16 protein-coding genes are annotated in these 16407 nt (G+C 62.8%); 8 read left to right on the top strand and 8 right to left on the bottom strand.

Annotated elements, in window-relative coordinates; genetic code table 11:
- Positions 1–88: 88 nt before the first annotated feature.
- From HMPREF3171_RS11145 to HMPREF3171_RS11155, 3 genes are read right to left on the bottom strand one after another with little or no spacing between them, the layout of a single operon-like run.
- Complete coding sequence (locus tag HMPREF3171_RS11145) at positions 89–1087, bottom strand: hypothetical protein (protein WP_070484977.1); 999 nt, start codon at positions 1085–1087, stop codon at positions 89–91.
- Positions 1087–1845, bottom strand: a complete 759-nt coding sequence (locus HMPREF3171_RS11150; protein WP_070484978.1) for an ATP-binding cassette domain-containing protein — start codon at positions 1843–1845, stop codon at positions 1087–1089. Before HMPREF3171_RS11150 ends, HMPREF3171_RS11145 begins: the two co-directional genes overlap by 1 nt.
- The gene (locus tag HMPREF3171_RS11155) at positions 1842–2216 is read right to left on the bottom strand and encodes a GntR family transcriptional regulator (protein WP_070484979.1); all 375 of its coding nucleotides are present in this window, start codon (positions 2214–2216) and stop codon (positions 1842–1844) included. Before HMPREF3171_RS11155 ends, HMPREF3171_RS11150 begins: the two co-directional genes overlap by 4 nt.
- A 172-nt stretch (positions 2217–2388) precedes the next feature.
- Between HMPREF3171_RS11155 and HMPREF3171_RS11160 the strand changes: the two genes are divergently transcribed.
- Positions 2389–3846 carry an NYN domain-containing protein gene (locus tag HMPREF3171_RS11160; RefSeq protein ID WP_070484980.1) on the top strand — a complete coding sequence of 486 codons (1458 nt, stop codon included), beginning with the start codon at positions 2389–2391 and terminating at the stop codon, positions 3844–3846.
- Between the two features lie 356 nt (positions 3847–4202).
- Here HMPREF3171_RS11160 and HMPREF3171_RS11165 read toward each other — a convergent pair whose 3' ends face one another.
- Positions 4203–5141 (bottom strand): PspA/IM30 family protein, encoded by a 939-nt coding sequence (locus HMPREF3171_RS11165; protein ID WP_070450670.1) that lies wholly within the window; start codon positions 5139–5141, stop codon positions 4203–4205.
- 96 nt (positions 5142–5237) lie between these two features.
- Positions 5238–5609, bottom strand: coding sequence for a thioredoxin (gene trxA, locus HMPREF3171_RS11170; protein ID WP_070484981.1), 372 nt, complete (start codon positions 5607–5609; stop codon positions 5238–5240).
- Between the two features lie 116 nt (positions 5610–5725).
- Between trxA and HMPREF3171_RS11175 the strand changes: the two genes are divergently transcribed.
- From HMPREF3171_RS11175 to HMPREF3171_RS11185, 3 genes are read left to right on the top strand one after another with little or no spacing between them, the layout of a single operon-like run.
- On the top strand, positions 5726–5926 hold the full coding sequence (locus HMPREF3171_RS11175) for a hypothetical protein (protein WP_070422039.1): 201 nt from the start codon (positions 5726–5728) through the stop codon (positions 5924–5926).
- 28 nt (positions 5927–5954) lie between these two features.
- On the top strand, positions 5955–6155 hold the full coding sequence (locus HMPREF3171_RS11180) for a heavy-metal-associated domain-containing protein (protein ID WP_070422040.1): 201 nt from the start codon (positions 5955–5957) through the stop codon (positions 6153–6155).
- A 35-nt stretch (positions 6156–6190) separates the two neighbouring features.
- Entirely contained in the window at positions 6191–8386 is a 2196-nt protein-coding gene (locus tag HMPREF3171_RS11185) for a heavy metal translocating P-type ATPase (RefSeq protein ID WP_070484982.1), read from the top strand.
- A gap of 7 nt (positions 8387–8393) precedes the next feature.
- On the opposite strand, the gene HMPREF3171_RS11190 is transcribed toward HMPREF3171_RS11185, so the two are convergent.
- Entirely contained in the window at positions 8394–9350 is a 957-nt protein-coding gene (locus tag HMPREF3171_RS11190) for a hypothetical protein (protein WP_070484983.1), read from the bottom strand.
- Positions 9351–9427: 77 nt separating this feature from the next.
- Between HMPREF3171_RS11190 and HMPREF3171_RS11195 the strand changes: the two genes are divergently transcribed.
- Genes HMPREF3171_RS11195 through HMPREF3171_RS11205 form a run of 3 tightly spaced genes read left to right on the top strand, consistent with a single transcriptional unit; the run spans position 9428 to position 12026 of the window.
- Positions 9428–10027: a TetR/AcrR family transcriptional regulator gene (locus tag HMPREF3171_RS11195; protein WP_168161905.1), complete on the top strand. Its 600-nt coding sequence runs from the start codon at positions 9428–9430 to the stop codon at positions 10025–10027.
- Between the two features lie 40 nt (positions 10028–10067).
- Positions 10068–11381, top strand: a complete 1314-nt coding sequence (locus HMPREF3171_RS11200) for an MFS transporter (RefSeq protein ID WP_070484985.1) — start codon at positions 10068–10070, stop codon at positions 11379–11381.
- Positions 11382–11435: 54 nt separating this feature from the next.
- Positions 11436–12026 (top strand): hypothetical protein, encoded by a 591-nt coding sequence (locus tag HMPREF3171_RS11205; RefSeq protein WP_070484986.1) that lies wholly within the window; start codon positions 11436–11438, stop codon positions 12024–12026.
- Here HMPREF3171_RS11205 and dnaB read toward each other — a convergent pair whose 3' ends face one another.
- Complete coding sequence (gene dnaB / locus HMPREF3171_RS11210; RefSeq protein ID WP_070450684.1) at positions 12027–13553, bottom strand: replicative DNA helicase; 1527 nt, start codon at positions 13551–13553, stop codon at positions 12027–12029. It abuts the gene before it with no gap.
- Between the two features lie 392 nt (positions 13554–13945).
- Here dnaB and HMPREF3171_RS11215 point away from each other — a divergent pair, with 392 nt between their 5' ends.
- Complete coding sequence (locus HMPREF3171_RS11215) at positions 13946–14362, top strand: hypothetical protein (RefSeq protein WP_070484987.1); 417 nt, start codon at positions 13946–13948, stop codon at positions 14360–14362.
- Here HMPREF3171_RS11215 and HMPREF3171_RS11220 read toward each other — a convergent pair.
- Entirely contained in the window at positions 14333–16393 is a 2061-nt protein-coding gene (locus HMPREF3171_RS11220) for a RecQ family ATP-dependent DNA helicase (RefSeq protein ID WP_070484988.1), read from the bottom strand. The two genes, HMPREF3171_RS11215 and HMPREF3171_RS11220, sit on opposite strands and share 30 nt — an antisense overlap.
- Positions 16394–16407 lie beyond the last annotated feature (14 nt).

Consider the following 16407-nt stretch of genomic DNA (forward strand, 5'->3'; position numbering starts at 1 on the left):
TCCAGCGGGGCGTTGTCGGTCTCGCTGACTGGGATTAAGTTACACACACCCAAACAACAACACAAATCACCAGCGTAGAGCGTGTTTTCTAAGCGTCTTTAAATCCTTGTTTTGGGTTAATCACGCCAAAAACGAACAACGCCTGCAAAACCAGGCCGATCAAGAAGATCAAACCCGCGATGGCCAGCGCGTATGCGACTTGGGCGGGGTGGGGGTCGTCGATAAGCAATGTGTCTTTGACCGCGAAGAACAGGAACATCGCAGGGATGAGACCAACGTCTGTGCGCCACACCTTCAGCGGTGCGCCGAGCACAGCACTGGCGAGGCCCGCTGCCCCCAGAGCAAGAATCGCCCTCAGACCGATTGGCGCGACCAGCAGCAACACCGCCATATAGAGCGCAACCGATGCCAGGGCGGCACCCCAATACAGGACCAGCCAGCGGCGCCGGGGAACGCCGAAACTCGTCATGGACGTTGCGCCGAGGATGCCTGTGCCGTTGCTGCAATAGACCATGGCCCAGACGAGGATTGGCAGGCTCACGAGGAACTGGGCGAGAGGCTCGCTGCTCACCACTCCGGCAAGGTAGAGCAAAAGGCTATGCGCAACCGCGATACCTGCTGCCCACAACAGTTGTGGCTTGAAAATCACCTCGAAGATGAACCCTCCCCGGCCGATTCGGCCACGCACCGCGCGCCGATCCTCGTCGTTGGTCGCCTCGACGTAGCGCGTGCCTATCAGCAGGCCAGCGACCACCGCAAAGAGCGCGCCGAGCAGCCCAACCCAGTCGGGCCGCGCCGCCAGCGCCACGCCAACCCCGCACAACACCGCCGGCACCACCCCAAAGGCCGCAAGTTTCACAGCGCGCGAGCGCGGCACACCGAACGCGGTATAGGCAGTCTCCTCCTGCTGCAACGCGACAAGTACAAGCACCGTGACCATGCTGGGGAGGAATGCGGCAGAAAGCGCACTATCCACAACAAACGGTCCAAACGCCATGACGGCGATCAACGGCACCATCCACAGCAGCCGCTTCAGCGGCGAGGCGACAAACTGGTGGCGAAAGAATCCGAGAAGCGTGGTGTTCATTACGACACCTCCAACACGTGCTCGATGAGGTCGTCGAACTTGGCGGCGCGGGCATGGCGCGGGGCGTCGTCGAGAGGAACAAGCTCGGGGCCAGCAACAGCGAACGCGTCCGCATCCTCCGGAACACATTGCTTTGCGACGACCCCATCACGCCCCAGAATCACCGCACTGTCCAGCACTTTCGCGGCGTCATCGATGTGGTGTGTGGCCATGACGATCGTGCGCCCCGTGTCCGCCTGCGCCAACAGGTGGCGGTAGAACACGTCGGTGTTGTGGGTGTCGAGGCCGACGTAGGGCTCGTCGAGAAGCAAAAGCTCGGTGTTGGAGGCTAACCCGATGACGATGGAAACCATGGCGCGCTGCCCGCGAGAGAGTTTCTCGTAACGGGTGCCCAGGGCGGGGTCGAGAGCGAAGTCGGCGATGAGTGTGTCCGCGACGGTTTGGTTCCAGCCGCGGAAGCGCAAGCGCGCGCCCTTGATCACGTCGGCGGCGGACCACCAGCCGGGGTAGGCGGTATCGACGCCGGTCAGGCACGTGTTGTCCATCACCCGGGCGTTGTCGAAGGGGCGCTGCCCGAAGACCTCAACGGTGCCGTCCGTGGGTTTCAGCTGGCCGGCAAGGATGCGCAGCAGGGTGGATTTGCCCACGCCGTTGCGGCCGAGCAAGCCGTGGATACCGGGGCCGAGGTCCAGGTCGACGCCGTTGAGCACGTGCGTGCTGCCGAAGCGATGCGTGAGGCCAGCGGTGTGGATTGTCATCGGTACAGTCCTCTACTTTCTGCGACGCGGTCGATGAGGTCGTGGAGGTCGGCGCGGGAGTAGCCGAGGTGGACGGCTTCGTCGATAAGCGGTGCGATGTACTGGCCCGCAAACGCCTCGCGGCGAGTGGCCAGGATGCGCTCGCGGGCGCCGTCGGTGACGAACATGCCCAGGCCGCGGCGCTTTTCCAACACGTTGTCGCTCACAAGCAGCGTCAGCCCCTTGTGCGCTGTAGCGGGGTTGATTTCGTGGAACTGCGCCAACTGATTCGTCGATGGGGCCTGATCGCCGGGTTTCAGGGAACCGTCGACGATGAGGTCCTCCACAAAACTAGCGATCTGCACGAATAACGGCTCCGCATCAGTATTCACGACGCCTCCATTCGCCTCATTGGTTAGTTACTCGAGTAACCAACTAACTAACACGGGTTCAGGTGGAGTGCAACCAAAAAACAGAAAAAGAACATGGAGAACCCGCGCAAAATCAGGCAAGATGGGCCGTGAAAATCAACTTAGCAACGAAAAGAATCGGAATTTAGGAGCCATGCTTGAACGCACACTGGTGTTCGTCGACACGTCTTACCTGCTCGCGAGCTTTTACAATTCGTGGGAAATCGGCGCAAGAGCCCAACTAGAAATCGATCTCCCCGAGGTAGTCAACGCCCTCGGGAACATGATCACCGACCAACTCCATCAACCCATCCATAGGCAACTTTGGTACGACGGCATCCCCGACTCCGGGCCCCACCGCTACCAACGCGCGCTGCGCACCTGCGACGGCGTGCAACTCCGCACCGGCCAACTCATCGAATGGGGCGAACGACGCACCCAAAAAGGCGTTGACACCCGCCTCGTCGCCGACCTCGTGGTCAACGGCCTGAGCGAAAAATTCACCGACTTCGTCCTCGTCTCCGGCGACGCAGACATGATCCCCGGCGTCGAAGAAGTCACCCGCACCGGCACCCGCGTACACCTCTACGGATTCGGGTGGGACTCCATGTCCTCCGCACTGCGCCACGCATGCGACAGCACCACCATTCTCGACCCGCGCGAGGACTTCTCCAACGCCATGCGCCTGCAAGTCCTCGAAGGCCCCCTGCCGCCGACCATCCGGGAGCGCCCGCTTAACGACGCCGCGCCCCTCGACGAAGCCGACGGCCCGACCTCCGTCCCAGGCCTTGGCCCCGAGCCGCTCAGCGCCGAATGCGCCAACGCCGAAGCAGAGAAACAGGAAGAGAAGACGGGTGCTGGCGATGGTTCGGGTGCCGGTGCTGATGCCGGTGCTGATGCGTCGCAGGGTTCGGCGGAGAGTTCGGCGGAGGGCTCCAAGACCTCTGAGGCCGAGACCACCGAAGCCAAGCCTGCTGCACCCGCCTCGTCTGCTGCACCTGCAGCGCCGAAGCCCTCCGACATTGTCGGTGCTCCGGTTGCCCAGCAGCGCACACACGAACCCGACGAGCCGGAACTCGACGAGCCTTCCGAGGCACAGGTCGAGGCCAACAACGAGTCCAACAAACCCGGCAACAAGCAGGTCTCCAGCGAACAACGCCCGGCTGCCACTCCGGCGCCGACGCCGGCCGCAAAGACAAGCCCTTCGGATACCGACTCGTCCGCCGACTCAACCAAGGCGGAGGATTCCGCGCCGCAGCAGGGACCGAAGCCGGCACCGAAGCCGTCGATGATGGCGCCGCGCCGCAAGCTTCGCTCCCGCTACGTCCCGCTCCCGGAGGAGGTGTGGACGTCCGCCGGCTTCCAAACCCCCTACGACGTGGGACAACAGTACGCGTCATGGTGGTTTGAAAACGCCGCCACCATGGAGCAGCGCGACAGCGCACATCTGCTGTCGGGTGGCGGTCTGCCACCGGAGATCGACAGGCCACTGCTGCAGTTCGCCTGCGAAACCCTCCACGAGTACACGCTGACTGAAACCCAGCGCGTCAATCTTCGCGACGGGTTCCACTCCGGCATCCGCGGTGTCCTGATCAACATTCGCCGCAGCTAGTCGCTTTACGACGACACCGGGGCCGCCAACCACCTTGCGGCCCCGTTTTTGCGTTGGTTGCCCTGCGCTTCTCTTCTGCTTCCGGCGCCTCCCCGTCTGCCCCCCTTTCTCGAAATAGTTCCCCGCGCGGGAACTTTCTTCGGTTTCCGGCACCTTTGCCGCGACATTTCCCCAGGTCGGCAGTTCTAGACACTCGTGGTCGGACAAAATAGTTCCCGGATTCAGCGTGAACCTGGGAACTTTTTTGCGGCTACGCAGCCGCCCCTGACAGATTTTGAGAAATCTGTCAGGGGCGATTTCTGACCAGGCGCGATGCCGACGGCTGACAGATTCCGGCGGAATGTGTCAGGAAAGGCCTAGCGCTCGGCGCCAGAGTCGGTCTCGGCGTCAGTGTCGGCATCAGCCTTAGCGTCAGCATCCGACTCGGCTTCGCGGAGGTAGGCCTCGGCGTCGGCGATGGTGTCGTCGGCAACGCCAGTGTCGGCAGTCTCAGCAGAATCGGCAGCGTCCCCCTCGGAGCCGGCTTCGAGCTGGCGGTCGGCTGCGGAAGCAGAAGCACCCGACCCGGCCTCGAGCTCGCCGCCCATGGAGGCACGGATCTCGGCGAGACGGTTGGAGGCGGCCGCATCGGAAGAGCCGGACTCGATTTCGGCGATGCGATCGTTCATGGAGTCCTTCATCAACTCCTGCTGGCCAAGTGCGTTGGCGTAGCGCCGTTCGATTTTGTCGCGTACGCCGTCGAGGGTGGGCACGTCGTCAGTATTGAACTGGTTCATCGTGTCCATGGTGCGGGCCGTGTGCTCCTGCATCTTGGCCTGGTTGAGCTGGGACTCGAGTTGGGAAACCTGGGCCAGTTGCTCCTGCAGGCGGGCCTCGGACTGCTTCTGTTTTTGCTGTGCTTCCTTGGCGGCGTGGTCGGCGGAGGCGTAGGACTGCTTGGTTTGCTCAAGTTCCTGCTCTACGGAGACCAGTTGGGTGGCGATGACCTCGGCGGTGGAGTTGAACTGTTGGGCCTTTTCGGTGTCGCCAGCGGCGGTGGCCTTGTCGGCAGCCTGGAGGGCGGTGCGGGCCTTGGCCTGCAGGTCGTCCTGGGACTTAATCAGGCGGTCGAGTTTCATCTGCAGCTGGTTGCGGTTGCCGATGATGTTGGCGGCCTGCTGGGTGATGTCTTGGTGCTGCTTCTTCGCGGCTGCGATGGCCTGTTGGATTTGCACCTTCGGGTCGGCATTCTCGTCGATCTTGGTGTCGAAAGACTGCATAAGGTACTTCCAGCCTTTGGTAAACGGGTTCGCCATGGTTGGGTCCTTTCGGTGTTTTTGGTTTGGGTGCGTCGTTAGGCAAGTGTACGCATGAAAAAAGCGCCCGGCAGGCGGGCGCTTGGGTGGTGAGGTCTAGTTTTCCTCGGTGTTTTGGGCTGCGATCTGACGGCGAACCTCGTCCATATCGAGGGCCTTGACCTGGCCAATCACGTCTTCGAAGGCGGCCGGCGGAAGGGCGCCAGCTTGCTGCCAAATCATGATTCCGTCGCGGAATGCCATCAGAGTAGGAATTGCCTGAATTTCAAGTGCGGCTGCGAGCTGCTGGTTCGCCTCGGTGTCGAGCTTGGCAAAGGTTACGTCGGTGTGGGTCTCGGATGCCTTTTCAAAGGTGGGGGCGAACTGGCGGCAGGGGCCGCACCAGGATGCCCACGCGTCGACAAAGACGATGCCGTCCTTTGTGACGGTTTGCTCAAACGTGTCCTCAGTTACATCAACGGTGCTCAACGTTTCGCTCCTTATTGCGTTAGGTTATCCTCTTGGACGTTGTGCAAAGTACAACGCGATGAGTTTTGTCGTATTCCAACCCGTGTTGGGCCGCTTTAAGGAGGCGCTCACCAGTCATGACCAAGACCTACAAGATTTCTGGTCCTGATGATGAAGTTGCTGTTGCTTCACTTGCAGATGAACTTTCGATGGTGGAGGGCGCGCATGAGGTGGACATCAATATGGAGGATGGGGTCCTGACGGTTGTCGGGTTCTTGTTCACCGATGAGGATGTCCGGTTGGCGGCGGTGAACGCGGGCTACGATTTACATTTGTAACCGTTTGGAACTGCATGAGGAGGCTGTGATGGCTGAGCGTACGTTCCAGGTAGATGGCATGACCTGCGGGCATTGTGAGTTGAGCGTGCAGGAGGAGGTCGGCGAGATCGCTGGCGTCACCGGCGTGAAGGCTGACCACAAGTCCGGCAATGTTGTCGTGGAGGGCGAGGGCTACTCCGACGCGGATATTGCTGCTGCTGTTGAGGAAGCGGGCTACAAGCTGGCCTAATTGGGGGGATTTCGTCACGGGTATATGGTGGGGCCATGACTCAACCTCCTGTGGCATTGCAACAGATCGAGCTCGGCGTAACAGGGATGACCTGTTCGTCGTGCTCTTCGCGTATTCAGCGCAAGTTGAACAAGCTCGACGGCGTTGATGCGTCGGTAAATTACTCCACGGAGACTGCGACTGTTTCGTTTGATCCGTCGTCGACGTCGACGCAGTCGCTTATCGACGAAGTCCGCGCCGCCGGCTACGACGCCTTTGAAATGGGTGACGAAAACGGTGGGGAAGTCGGTGGGGACGGGGGGTCGTCGACAAGCAATGCTCTCGATGAGGCGCGCGACAATGAAGCGGAGCAGCTGAAGCGCACGACGATTTGGTCGGCGCTGGTGTCGCTGCCGGTGATGCTAGTGAGCATGATTCACGGGCTGCAGTTTCCTAATTGGGAGTTTGCGGCGCTGGCGGCTACGACACTGGTGTTTTTCTCCGCGGGCAGTGTGTTCCACCGTGCGACGTGGGTGAATCTGAAGCACGGCGCGATGACCATGGACACGCTGATCACGCTGGGTACGTCGGCGGCGTACCTGTGGTCGATTTGGGCACTGTTTGTTGGTGGCCCAGGCGAGCCGGTGTACCTGGAGACCGCGTGCGTGGTGATCACGTTCTTGCTCTTGGGTAGGTGGTTTGAGACGCGCGCGAAGGGGCAGTCCTCGGAGGCGCTGCGCGAACTGCTGAACATGGGCGCCAAGGACGCTGCGGTCATCCGCGGGGACAAAGAAGTCCGTGTTCCGATCTCGCAGGTGGTTGTGGGCGATCGTTTTGTGGTTCGCCCTGGTGAGAAGGTGGCCACGGATGGGCGTGTGGTTTCGGGGCATTCAGCTATCGACGAATCCATGTTGACCGGCGAGTCCGTCCCGGTGGAGGTCGGCGAGGGCTCGATGGTCACCGGCGCGACCCTGAACACGTCGGGGCGACTGGTGGTGGAGGCCACCCGCGTTGGGTCGGAGACGACGCTGGCGCAGATGGGGCAGCTGGTCAAGGACGCGCAGGCTGGCAAGGCGCCGGTGGAGCGCCTCGTGGACCGGATCTCTCAGGTGTTTGTGCCGACGGTTGTTGTGATTTCCCTGATCACGCTGGTGGGACACCTGTTGGTTGGCCATGCGGTGGAGGACGCGTTCACGGCTGCGGTGGCGGTGCTGATCATCGCGTGCCCGTGCGCGCTGGGCCTGGCCACGCCGACGGCGATCTTGGTGGGTACCGGCCGTGGCGCCCAGATGGGGTTGTTGATTAAGGGCCCGGAGGTGCTCGAATCGACTCGCCAGGTGGACACGGTGGTGATGGATAAGACCGGCACGGTGACTACCGGCCAGATGGGTGTGGCCGAGGTGCTGCCTGGTCCGGGCTACGAAACCGAGGAGGTGCTGCGCCTGGCTGCCGGTGTGGAGGCTGGCTCCGAGCACCCGATCGCACAGGCGATTGTTGAGGCCGCCGACGATGTCCCCGAAGCGACCGGCTTTGAGAATCTTCCAGGCCAGGGCGCTTCCGCGCGTATCGACGACCGCCTTGTCCGCGTCGGCCGCCCCACCGGGGACCTTGGTGCCCTGGCGGATGCGTTCACTGAGGCCGAGCAGCGTGGCGCGACCGCCGTTGCCGTGGAGGTCGACGGGGTTGTGGCCGGTGTGATTGCTGTGCGAGACACCGTAAAGGAGGACTCGCGCGATGCCGTCGCACGCCTGCGAGACCTGGGGATGACCCCGCACCTGCTCACCGGCGACAACCAGGGCGCGGCGGAGGCTGTAGCGGCTGAGGTTGGGATCGACCCCGCCAACGTCACCTCCGGCGTGCTACCGGAGGACAAGGTCAACGTGGTCAAGCGGCTGCAGGAGTCGGGCCACCGGGTGGCCATGATCGGCGACGGTGTCAACGACGCCGCCGCCCTCGCCCAGGCAGACCTTGGTATGGCGATGGGAGCTGGCACCGACGTGGCCATTGAGGCGTCGGACATTACGTTGATGCATTCGTCGCTACGTTCCGCCGTGGACGCCATCCGCCTGTCGCGCAAAACGTTGAAGACCATCAAGGGCAACCTGTTCTGGGCGTTCGCCTACAACGTGTTGCTCATCCCGGTGGCTGCGCTGGGGCTACTCGACCCGATGCTTGCCGGTATTGCGATGGCCTTCTCGTCGGTATTTGTGGTGTCCAACTCGCTGCGCCTCCGGGCGTTCAAGTCGGCGTAGGTGAGCGTTAGTTTCTTGCGCTGCTGCGATCCAGCATGAGCAGGACGAAGCCAACCGCGATCCAGATGGCAAGCACCCACCAGCTGGCTCCGGCGCCGAGCCCGTCGAAGAAGGAGACGGAGCGGATCAGGTGACCGGTGGCGCCGACTGACATCCACTGGCCCAGTGTCGACCACCCGGCGGGCAGCAGCCACGGCCCAGTTGCCAGTCCTGAGAGCGGATTGGCCAGGAAGATGGTCAGGATTGCGCCGATGCCCACACCTGGGATGCCGATGATCGCGGCGAGGCCTGCAGTGAGCATGGAGGTTGCCAGGATGCCGCAGCCGATGCCGAGCCACTCAAGTGCGAAGTTGCCGGTCAGGGTGCCGTACACGGAGTGCAGCATCCAGGTGACCACAAGCGAACCAACTGCGGCGATACCAGTCAGAACCGCGAGTTTTGCCCACTTGTTGCCGCGGAAGAGGAAGGTGGCGATCACCGCGGAGATGATGCCGCCAAACGCCAGCGGCAGGCCGAGGACTGCAAGGCCGGTTGCCTGCGGGTCATCTTGAGAGGTCGGTGCCAGCTCTTCGCGGGTGACCTCTACGCCCTGTGCTTCCATCTTGCTGGCCATGCCCTCAATCATCTGCGCGTAGGGTGCGCCGTTTCCGGCCGCGGTGTAGGCGGTTGCGCCGGTGGGTGCGATGCTCAGGCCGCCGACGACTTCGCGGTTGAGAACGGCGTCGCGCACCTCCTCGCCTGAGCCGTAGACGGTGATGTCTGGACCGTCTTCGCCCATTGTTTGTTCGAGTTGGCTGACCATTGGTTCGGGCGCGGCGATGGCAATCGGCACGTCCTTTGGCCCGGATGCGAACGTTGGCGCGAGGAACGCGAACAGCATCAATCCGATGATGATTGGGATACCGATGCTCGCTCCAAGCACCTTTGCTACGGCTGGTCGTTGTGTTTTCGATGCGTTAACCATTGCAAATCTCCTCTCTGGAACACGGTGTTCTATTTCTATGGTTCGAACATAGTGTTCCGTTTGCTATGGTGTCAAGCATGAGACAGGACGCCGCTGACAACCGATACGCCATCGTCACCGCAGCCAGGCAATTGCTTCTCGACGAAGGCCCGGGTGTGTCCATGCGCACCATCGCCAAGGCCGCCAAAGTGGGTGTGGCAACCGTGACGCGCCACTTCCCTGAGCGCATCGAGCTTCTCGATGCCGTCAGCGCCCAGGCCGTCAACGACATCACCAAAGTCGTCGACGACCATGCCGTCGAGTTCACAGTGGATACGCGAAAGGCGTGGCGCAGCACCGTCCATGCCATCGGCAACCTTCGACTTGCAGCCCTCGCTCAGGCAATATTTATGGACTCCATGCAGGATCCAGGGGTGGGGCCGGAGCGCCAAGGGGTCGTCGATAAGCGTGCTGCAGAGCTCCGGGAGATTTACGGGGGCCTCCTCGCGCCGGCGAAGCGCGCCAAACTGTGTCCGGCCAACCTGGATCCGTTGGAGTTTCACATATCGCTTGGCATTGTGAGCCGACCGCTACCTGCTCAGGCACCGGACCTACTGGGCCAAGACAAGCTCACACACAAGTTGATCGACACACTGCTCGACGGCTTGGAGGCCCAGGCACACTCAGCTGAATATTAAGTTCCGAGTTTTCGCAGGCCACGGCCTAAACTCCCCCTGCATGAACACTGATCAACAGCTCACGCGCACTGAGCGCCTCGACCGCCTTCCTGTCACCCCGAAACACAAACGCCTGCTTGTCGGCTCCGGCATTGGCTGGGCGCTGGACGCGATGGACATCGGCTTGGTGTCGTTCATCATCGCAGCACTCGCCATCCACTGGGATCTAGACAAGACCACGACGAGTTGGATCGCGTCGGTTGGGTTTATCGGTATGGCGATCGGCGCGTCGCTCGGCGGGTTGCTCGCCGACAAGATCGGACGCCGCCAGGTGTTCGCCGCGACGCTGCTGCTCTACGGGTTGGCCACGGGCGCGTCGGCGCTGGCGTGGTCGGTCGCGTCGCTGATCGTGTTCCGCTTCCTGGTGGGCTTGGGCCTCGGCGCGGAACTTCCCGTTGCGTCCACACTGGTCAGCGAGTTTTCTCCACGTAAGGTGCGCGGGCGCATGGTGGTGCTGCTCGAAGCGTTTTGGGCGGTGGGTTGGATTCTGGCGGCGGTGATCGGCACGTTTGTCGTCGCTAATGGCGAGACCGGTTGGCGCTGGGGCTTCGCCATCGGCGCGCTACCCGCCCTGTACGCGATCGTGGTGCGCCTGGGCCTGCCGGAATCGGTGCGCTTCCTGGAATCCAAGGGCCGCCACGACGAGGCTGAGGAGATCGTGCGTTCCTTCGAGGCTGAGGCCGACCCCGCCAACTACGACACCACTGTCCCTGCACAGGAGGAGCCGATCCAAGGTGGCATCTGGGGCGCTGCTTTGCGACGACGCACCGCCGCCTTCTGGACCGTCTGGTTCTGCGTGTCGCTGTCCTACTACGGCGCCTTCATCTGGATCCCATCCCTGCTGGTGGAGCAGGGTTTCTCGCTCGTGCGGTCATTCACGTTCACGCTGATTATCACGCTTGCGCAGTTGCCGGGCTACGCGGTTGCCGCCTGGCTCATCGAGGTCTGGGGGCGCAGGACGACCCTGTCCGTGTTCCTCGCAGGGTCTGCGGTCTCCGCGTTCGGCTTCGGCATGGCGAGTGCCGAGTGGCAGATCATCCTCGCGGGCTGCCTGCTGTCGTTCTTCAATCTCGGCGCATGGGGCGCGCTGTACGCGATCGGCCCGGAGCTCTACCCCACCGCGATCCGCGCGACCGGCACCGGCGCGGGTGCCGCGTTCGGCCGCATCGGTTCGATCCTCGCCCCGCTCGTGGTCCCGCCGGTGCTGGCGTTCGGCGGCTCGACCGCAGTGTTCGGCGTGTTTGCCGCAGCGTTCCTGCTGGCGTGCGTCGCTGCGTTTACGTTGCCGGAGCAAAAGGGAGTTGCGCTTGCCTAGCGACGACACCACGTACCATCGCACTCATCCCCCGTTCCCGTGTTAAGGATTGCCATGCGTCGCGTACTCGCCCCCTTGTCTCTGCTGACCGCCTTGTTGCTCGCCGGTTGCGCGGGTGGGACCGGCGAGCCGGAGACCATCGTGGTCACCTCGACCGAAGTCGTCGACGCACCCGCACCTGAATCGGCGCCGGAGGCGAATCCTGAAACCGAGCCGGAATCCGAACCTGCACCTGCTTCAGAACCAGAGCAGCCCGCTGCCCCGCTAGCCGGAGCGTTCGAACTCGACCCGGCGTACAAAGATCAGGTCGGCGGCAAGTGCGGCATGACACCCGACGGCGCGAAGATCTCAGTCGGCGACACCACCTCCTGCGACCTCGCGGCAGCGGCCTACCCACATGCGATTAACGCCACGTGGGCCTGGAGTAACAAACCAAACGTAACGTCGGTGCCGTTCACGAATATCTCCGGTGTACCCAGCCCCATCACCGGCGGTGCGTATGACCTGCGCTGCGCTGTCGGATCTTCGGGGCAGACGATGAGCTGCTACGGCCCGGACAACGACCCGTACATGACCTACGAGCTCGAGATGACCACAACGTGGCACCCGCGCATCAACATCGTTGGGGAGTACCCACACAACTAACTAACCGTGGGCCATGTTGACAAAGCGCGAGTAGTGCAGCTGGTGCGCCACCGGGATGGTGTCAATCGGGCCGCCACGGTGCTTGGCCACGATGATGTCGGCTTCGCCGGCGCGCTCGTCGTCACGATCCTGTGAGTCCGGGCGGTACAGCAGGAACACCATGTCGGCGTCCTGCTCCAGCGAGCCCGACTCACGCAGGTCAGCCAACTGCGGGCGCTTGTCGGTACGTGCTTCGGGGCCACGGTTGAGCTGCGAAATCGCAATGACCGGCACCTCGAGCTCCTTGGCCAACAGCTTGAGGTGGCGGGAGAACTCCGAGACCTCCTGCTGGCGGGACTCAACGCGCTTGCCGGAGCTCATCAGCTGCAGGTAGTCCACCACAACCAGGTCCAGGCCGTGCTGCTGCTTGAGGCGGCGTGCCTTGGAGCGAATCTCCATCATGGTGAGGTTCGGGGAGTCGTCGATAAATAGCGGCGCATCCTGGATCTCCGTGAGGCGCTTGGTCAGCTTCTCCCAGTCGCGCTCCTCCATCTGGCCGGAACGCATCGCGGAAAGCTTGATCTCCGTCTCGGCGGAGAGCATGCGCATAATGATCTCGGAGGCACTCATTTCCAGCGAGAAGATCACGCTGGTTTTGCCCTGGTGGATCGAGCAGGAGCGCATGAAGTCCAGCGCTAGTGTCGACTTACCCACACCAGGACGTGCTGCGATGATGATCATCTGGCCGGCGTGAAGGCCGTTGGTGAGCTTGTCTAGGTCGATAAACCCAGTCGGCACGCCGGCCTCGAGGGCGCCGCCGGATGCGATCATGGTCAGCTCGTCGATAGTTGGCTTGAGCAATTCCGAGAGCGGACGGTAATCCTCGCCCACGTTATTGCGGGAAATGGAGAACACCTTCTGCTGCGCATGGTCGACGAGCGCTTCGATCTCCATGCCCTCTTCGCCCTCGTAGCCCAACTGGACCACCTGGGTGCCGGCGTTAACCAGCTGGCGCAGGATCGACTTCTCTTCGACGATCTCCGCGTAGTAGCCGGCGTTCGCCGACGTCGGCACCTCAGAGATCAGCGTGTGCAGATACGGGGCGCCACCGACGCGCTCCAGTTCGTTGAGACGGTCCAAGCGTGCCGCGACAATGAGCACGTCGACGGAGCTTCCCTGGGAGAACAGGTCCAGAATCGCCTGGTAGATAAGCTGGTGCGCCGGGTGGTAAAAGTCATCCGGCCGCAGCCCGTCGGCCACGTCCAGGATCACGTCCGGGTTGAGCAGCATTGCGCCGAGGACGGAACGCTCCGCGCGCTCGTCGTGGGGCGGGGTGCGGTACTCCTGCTGTACGTCACCACGGTTGTTGCCGTACTTGTTGTAGCGCTTCTGGCCACCCTTGCCGTTGCCGCCGAAGTTATCGCCGCCGGCGAAGCGGTTGGAGCCGCCAGTGTTTTGTTCGAAGTCGGCGAAGTCCCCAAAGTCGCCGTAGTCCGCTACCGGCTCCGGTGGTGGTACGTAGTCGTCGAAGCTGTCGTTCGCACCCATGTTTTCCCCTTTCACTGTGGCTATGACACTACCCTCTCCTCCGACATTTTCTAGACCCACTAAACGAGTTATCCACAGGGGCTGTGAAATCTTTCGACATTGTGCGGGTAGTTATCCACAAGTCATCCACCCAGCTTGTGGAGAACTTGTGTACAGCGACACCAAAACCGCAGGAACTTATCCCAAACGCGCAGGTCACACGCTATTCATCCAAACCGCATACCCCGGGTGTAGCCGGGGGATAACTTCTCACCACGGGGTTTGACAAAGCACATTTCAACAGTTTCGGACCCCTTTTTCGACCCTGCAGCCACGTGCCCAGGCACTTTGGATCCACACTTATCCACATCTTTCACACCACGCGACACCTGTCTCGCAGTTAGAGTGCGTACATGGAAACACGAGGCATTCTTTGGATCTACGCCATCGCGATGGTGGCGTTTCCCGCGGCGTGGATAAGCCTGTTGCGTCTGATCGGCGGCGGTTGGGAATTTCGGACCGTCACGGCGGCCTTCGGCACCCTCGAGGCCGCGACCGCATTGCTCGCACTCGGTGGTGCCACGTGGTTCACCGCCGCGGCGCGCGGTCGCAAGAAAATAGGCGCACTGGTCACGGTGTGGCTCGCAACCGCCTGCCTCGTCGTCGGCTGGGGCTCGATGGCCGTTGCGCATTGGGAGGAGTACCAGGCCGACATGGCGTTGCCGATCATCAACTTGTTCATGCTCCTCATCCCAGTCGGCACGGTGCTTGTCTTCGCCGCCGCCATCGCCGAGTCCGCATCACGCGCGCGAAGCAAACGCCAGCGGTAGCACCTCCACCCCGTACCGTTCCGCAAGGTCGGCTGCCGCAACCGTGACCGACCAACCGGAATCCACCTCTCCGGTGAGCAGCAGCACGGGGCCTGTTTCCACCTCGAGGCCTGTGTAGTCGTAGTACCGGTCAAGCCCGTTGACGCGAAACGCCGAGTTTCGTGCTTCTACCTCGCGCGATGGCGTATCGACGACCCCACCAAACCGCATCTGCCCCACCCTTGCCAGCGCTTCTGCGGTAGCCACGATCATCTCGTTTCGTGCCGGATCAGCATCGCCGAGTGCCACCACGGTGGTGGGGCGTTCCTCCCAGGCCCAGTCCGCAAGCACGGCGACGAACCGGCCGAGCCAGGCATCCTCACGCCAGTTGCTCAGCGGCCGGTAGGTGTTCGCCCGCAGCAGCTCTGCCAGGGCGGGACCGCGGGCGACGTCGTTGAGACGCCCCAACGCCTTGCCTTGCAGCACGCCCTTGATCTTGCCGCGGCGCGCGGAGCCGGTCGGCCACATTTTGCGTTGGGTAAGTTGGACGCCGGGGGCGCGCAGTTGTTCGTCCATACGCTGCGCCAACGCAGCATCCACGTCTACAGGCAGGTGGTTGCCGGTGCAGTTGTCGCAGCGCCCGCAACGCTCATCGGGCGCGAGAGTGGGGTCGTCGAGTTCACGACGTAGAAACGCCATGCGGCACCCGTCCGTGGCTTCGTAAGCCAGCATCAGGTCCTGTTCGCGCTTACGCGCTTCGGCGAGCCCACCGTAGCGCTCGTGGTCATACTTCCAGGCAGCACCCGTGGATACCCAGCCGCCCTTCACGCGACGCACGGCGCCGTCGACGTCGAGAACCTTCAGGGCCTGGTCGATACGCGTACGGGAGAGGTCCACGAAGTTCTCTAGCCGAGGTGTGGAGAACGGCTCCTCGCTTAGCGCGCCGAGAAGTTGGCGCACCACGTGTTCCTCCGGCATGGACACGGACGCGAAGTAGTCCCACACGCGTTCGTCCTCAGGGCCGGGCAGCAGCACAACCTCGGCGTGGTCGGTGGCACGCCCGGCGCGGCCGATCTGCTGGTAGTAACTCACTGGCGACGACGGCGCCCCCAAGTGCACAACGAAGCCCAGGTCCGGTTTGTCGAAGCCCATGCCCAGCGCGGACGTAGCCACGAGCGCTTTGAGTTCGTTGTCGATCAGGGCGCGCTCGAGGCGTTCGCGCTCCTCCGCTTCGGTGCGTCCGGTGTACGCGGCGACGTTCCAGCCAGCGTTTTCGAGTGCCTCGGCGAGGTCGTGCGCAGCGGCGACGGTCAGGCAATAGATGATGCCGGAGCCGTTGACATAGGCGAGGTACTGCGCGATCCACGCCGCGCGCTGGGTTGGGTCCGGCAACTGCACCACGTTCAGCGCGAGCGACTCGCGGTCCAGCCCGCCACGCAGCACACCGGTGTTCTCGCCGAGTTGAGCCACAACGTCAGCCACCACACGGTCGTTCGCGGTCGCTGTCGTGGCGAGGACCGGGGTGGCCTCCGGGAGGTCGCTAATTAGCACCGCAATACGGCGATAATCGGGGCGGAAGTCGTGGCCCCAGTCCGAAATACAGTGCGCCTCGTCCACCACCAACATCCCCGCAGAACGCGCCAGTTGTGGAAGCACCTGCTCTCTAAAATCCGGCGCGTTGAGGCGCTCCGGACTGATCAGCAGCAGGTCATAGTCGTTCAAGCGAGCCTGGATCTCGTCCCACTCGGTCATGTTCGCCGAGTTGATCGTCGCCGCGCGAATCCCTGCGCGCGCCGCCGACTCCACCTGGTTACGCATCAACGCCAACAGCGGCGACACAATAATCGACGGCCCGGCCCCCTCCTCACGCAGCAACTTTGCCGCAATGAAGTACACCGCCGACTTACCCCAACCGGTGCGCTGCACGACAAGCATGCGCTTGCGCTGATTCACCAACGCGTCGATGGCGGTCCACTGGTCGTCGCGAAGCATGGCTTCGGGGCCCGCAATGCCTTTAAGAAGTTCGTCTGCTTGTGTGCGCGTCGCTGTCATGGCGCAACCCTATA

The sequence above is a fragment of the Corynebacterium sp. HMSC08F01 genome (assembly GCF_001807545.1).
In the GTDB taxonomy this organism is placed as follows: domain Bacteria; phylum Actinomycetota; class Actinomycetes; order Mycobacteriales; family Mycobacteriaceae; genus Corynebacterium; species Corynebacterium coyleae.

Coding starts and splice junctions, on each gene's coding strand:
- HMPREF3171_RS11175 (WP_070422039.1), top strand. CDS start 5,726: ATGACCAAGACCTACAAGATTTCTGGTCCTGATGATGAAGTTGCTGTT.
- HMPREF3171_RS11160 (WP_070484980.1), top strand. CDS start 2,389: ATGCTTGAACGCACACTGGTGTTCGTCGACACGTCTTACCTGCTCGCG.
- HMPREF3171_RS11180 (WP_070422040.1), top strand. CDS start 5,955: ATGGCTGAGCGTACGTTCCAGGTAGATGGCATGACCTGCGGGCATTGT.
- HMPREF3171_RS11185 (WP_070484982.1), top strand. CDS start 6,191: ATGACTCAACCTCCTGTGGCATTGCAACAGATCGAGCTCGGCGTAACA.
- HMPREF3171_RS11165 (WP_070450670.1), bottom strand. CDS start 5,141: ATGGCGAACCCGTTTACCAAAGGCTGGAAGTACCTTATGCAGTCTTTC.
- HMPREF3171_RS11220 (WP_070484988.1), bottom strand. CDS start 16,393: ATGACAGCGACGCGCACACAAGCAGACGAACTTCTTAAAGGCATTGCG.
- dnaB (WP_070450684.1), bottom strand. CDS start 13,553: ATGGGTGCGAACGACAGCTTCGACGACTACGTACCACCACCGGAGCCG.
- HMPREF3171_RS11190 (WP_070484983.1), bottom strand. CDS start 9,350: ATGGTTAACGCATCGAAAACACAACGACCAGCCGTAGCAAAGGTGCTT.
- HMPREF3171_RS11150 (WP_070484978.1), bottom strand. CDS start 1,845: ATGACAATCCACACCGCTGGCCTCACGCATCGCTTCGGCAGCACGCAC.
- HMPREF3171_RS11145 (WP_070484977.1), bottom strand. CDS start 1,087: ATGAACACCACGCTTCTCGGATTCTTTCGCCACCAGTTTGTCGCCTCG.
- HMPREF3171_RS11215 (WP_070484987.1), top strand. CDS start 13,946: ATGGAAACACGAGGCATTCTTTGGATCTACGCCATCGCGATGGTGGCG.
- HMPREF3171_RS11205 (WP_070484986.1), top strand. CDS start 11,436: ATGCGTCGCGTACTCGCCCCCTTGTCTCTGCTGACCGCCTTGTTGCTC.
- HMPREF3171_RS11195 (WP_168161905.1), top strand. CDS start 9,428: ATGAGACAGGACGCCGCTGACAACCGATACGCCATCGTCACCGCAGCC.
- HMPREF3171_RS11200 (WP_070484985.1), top strand. CDS start 10,068: ATGAACACTGATCAACAGCTCACGCGCACTGAGCGCCTCGACCGCCTT.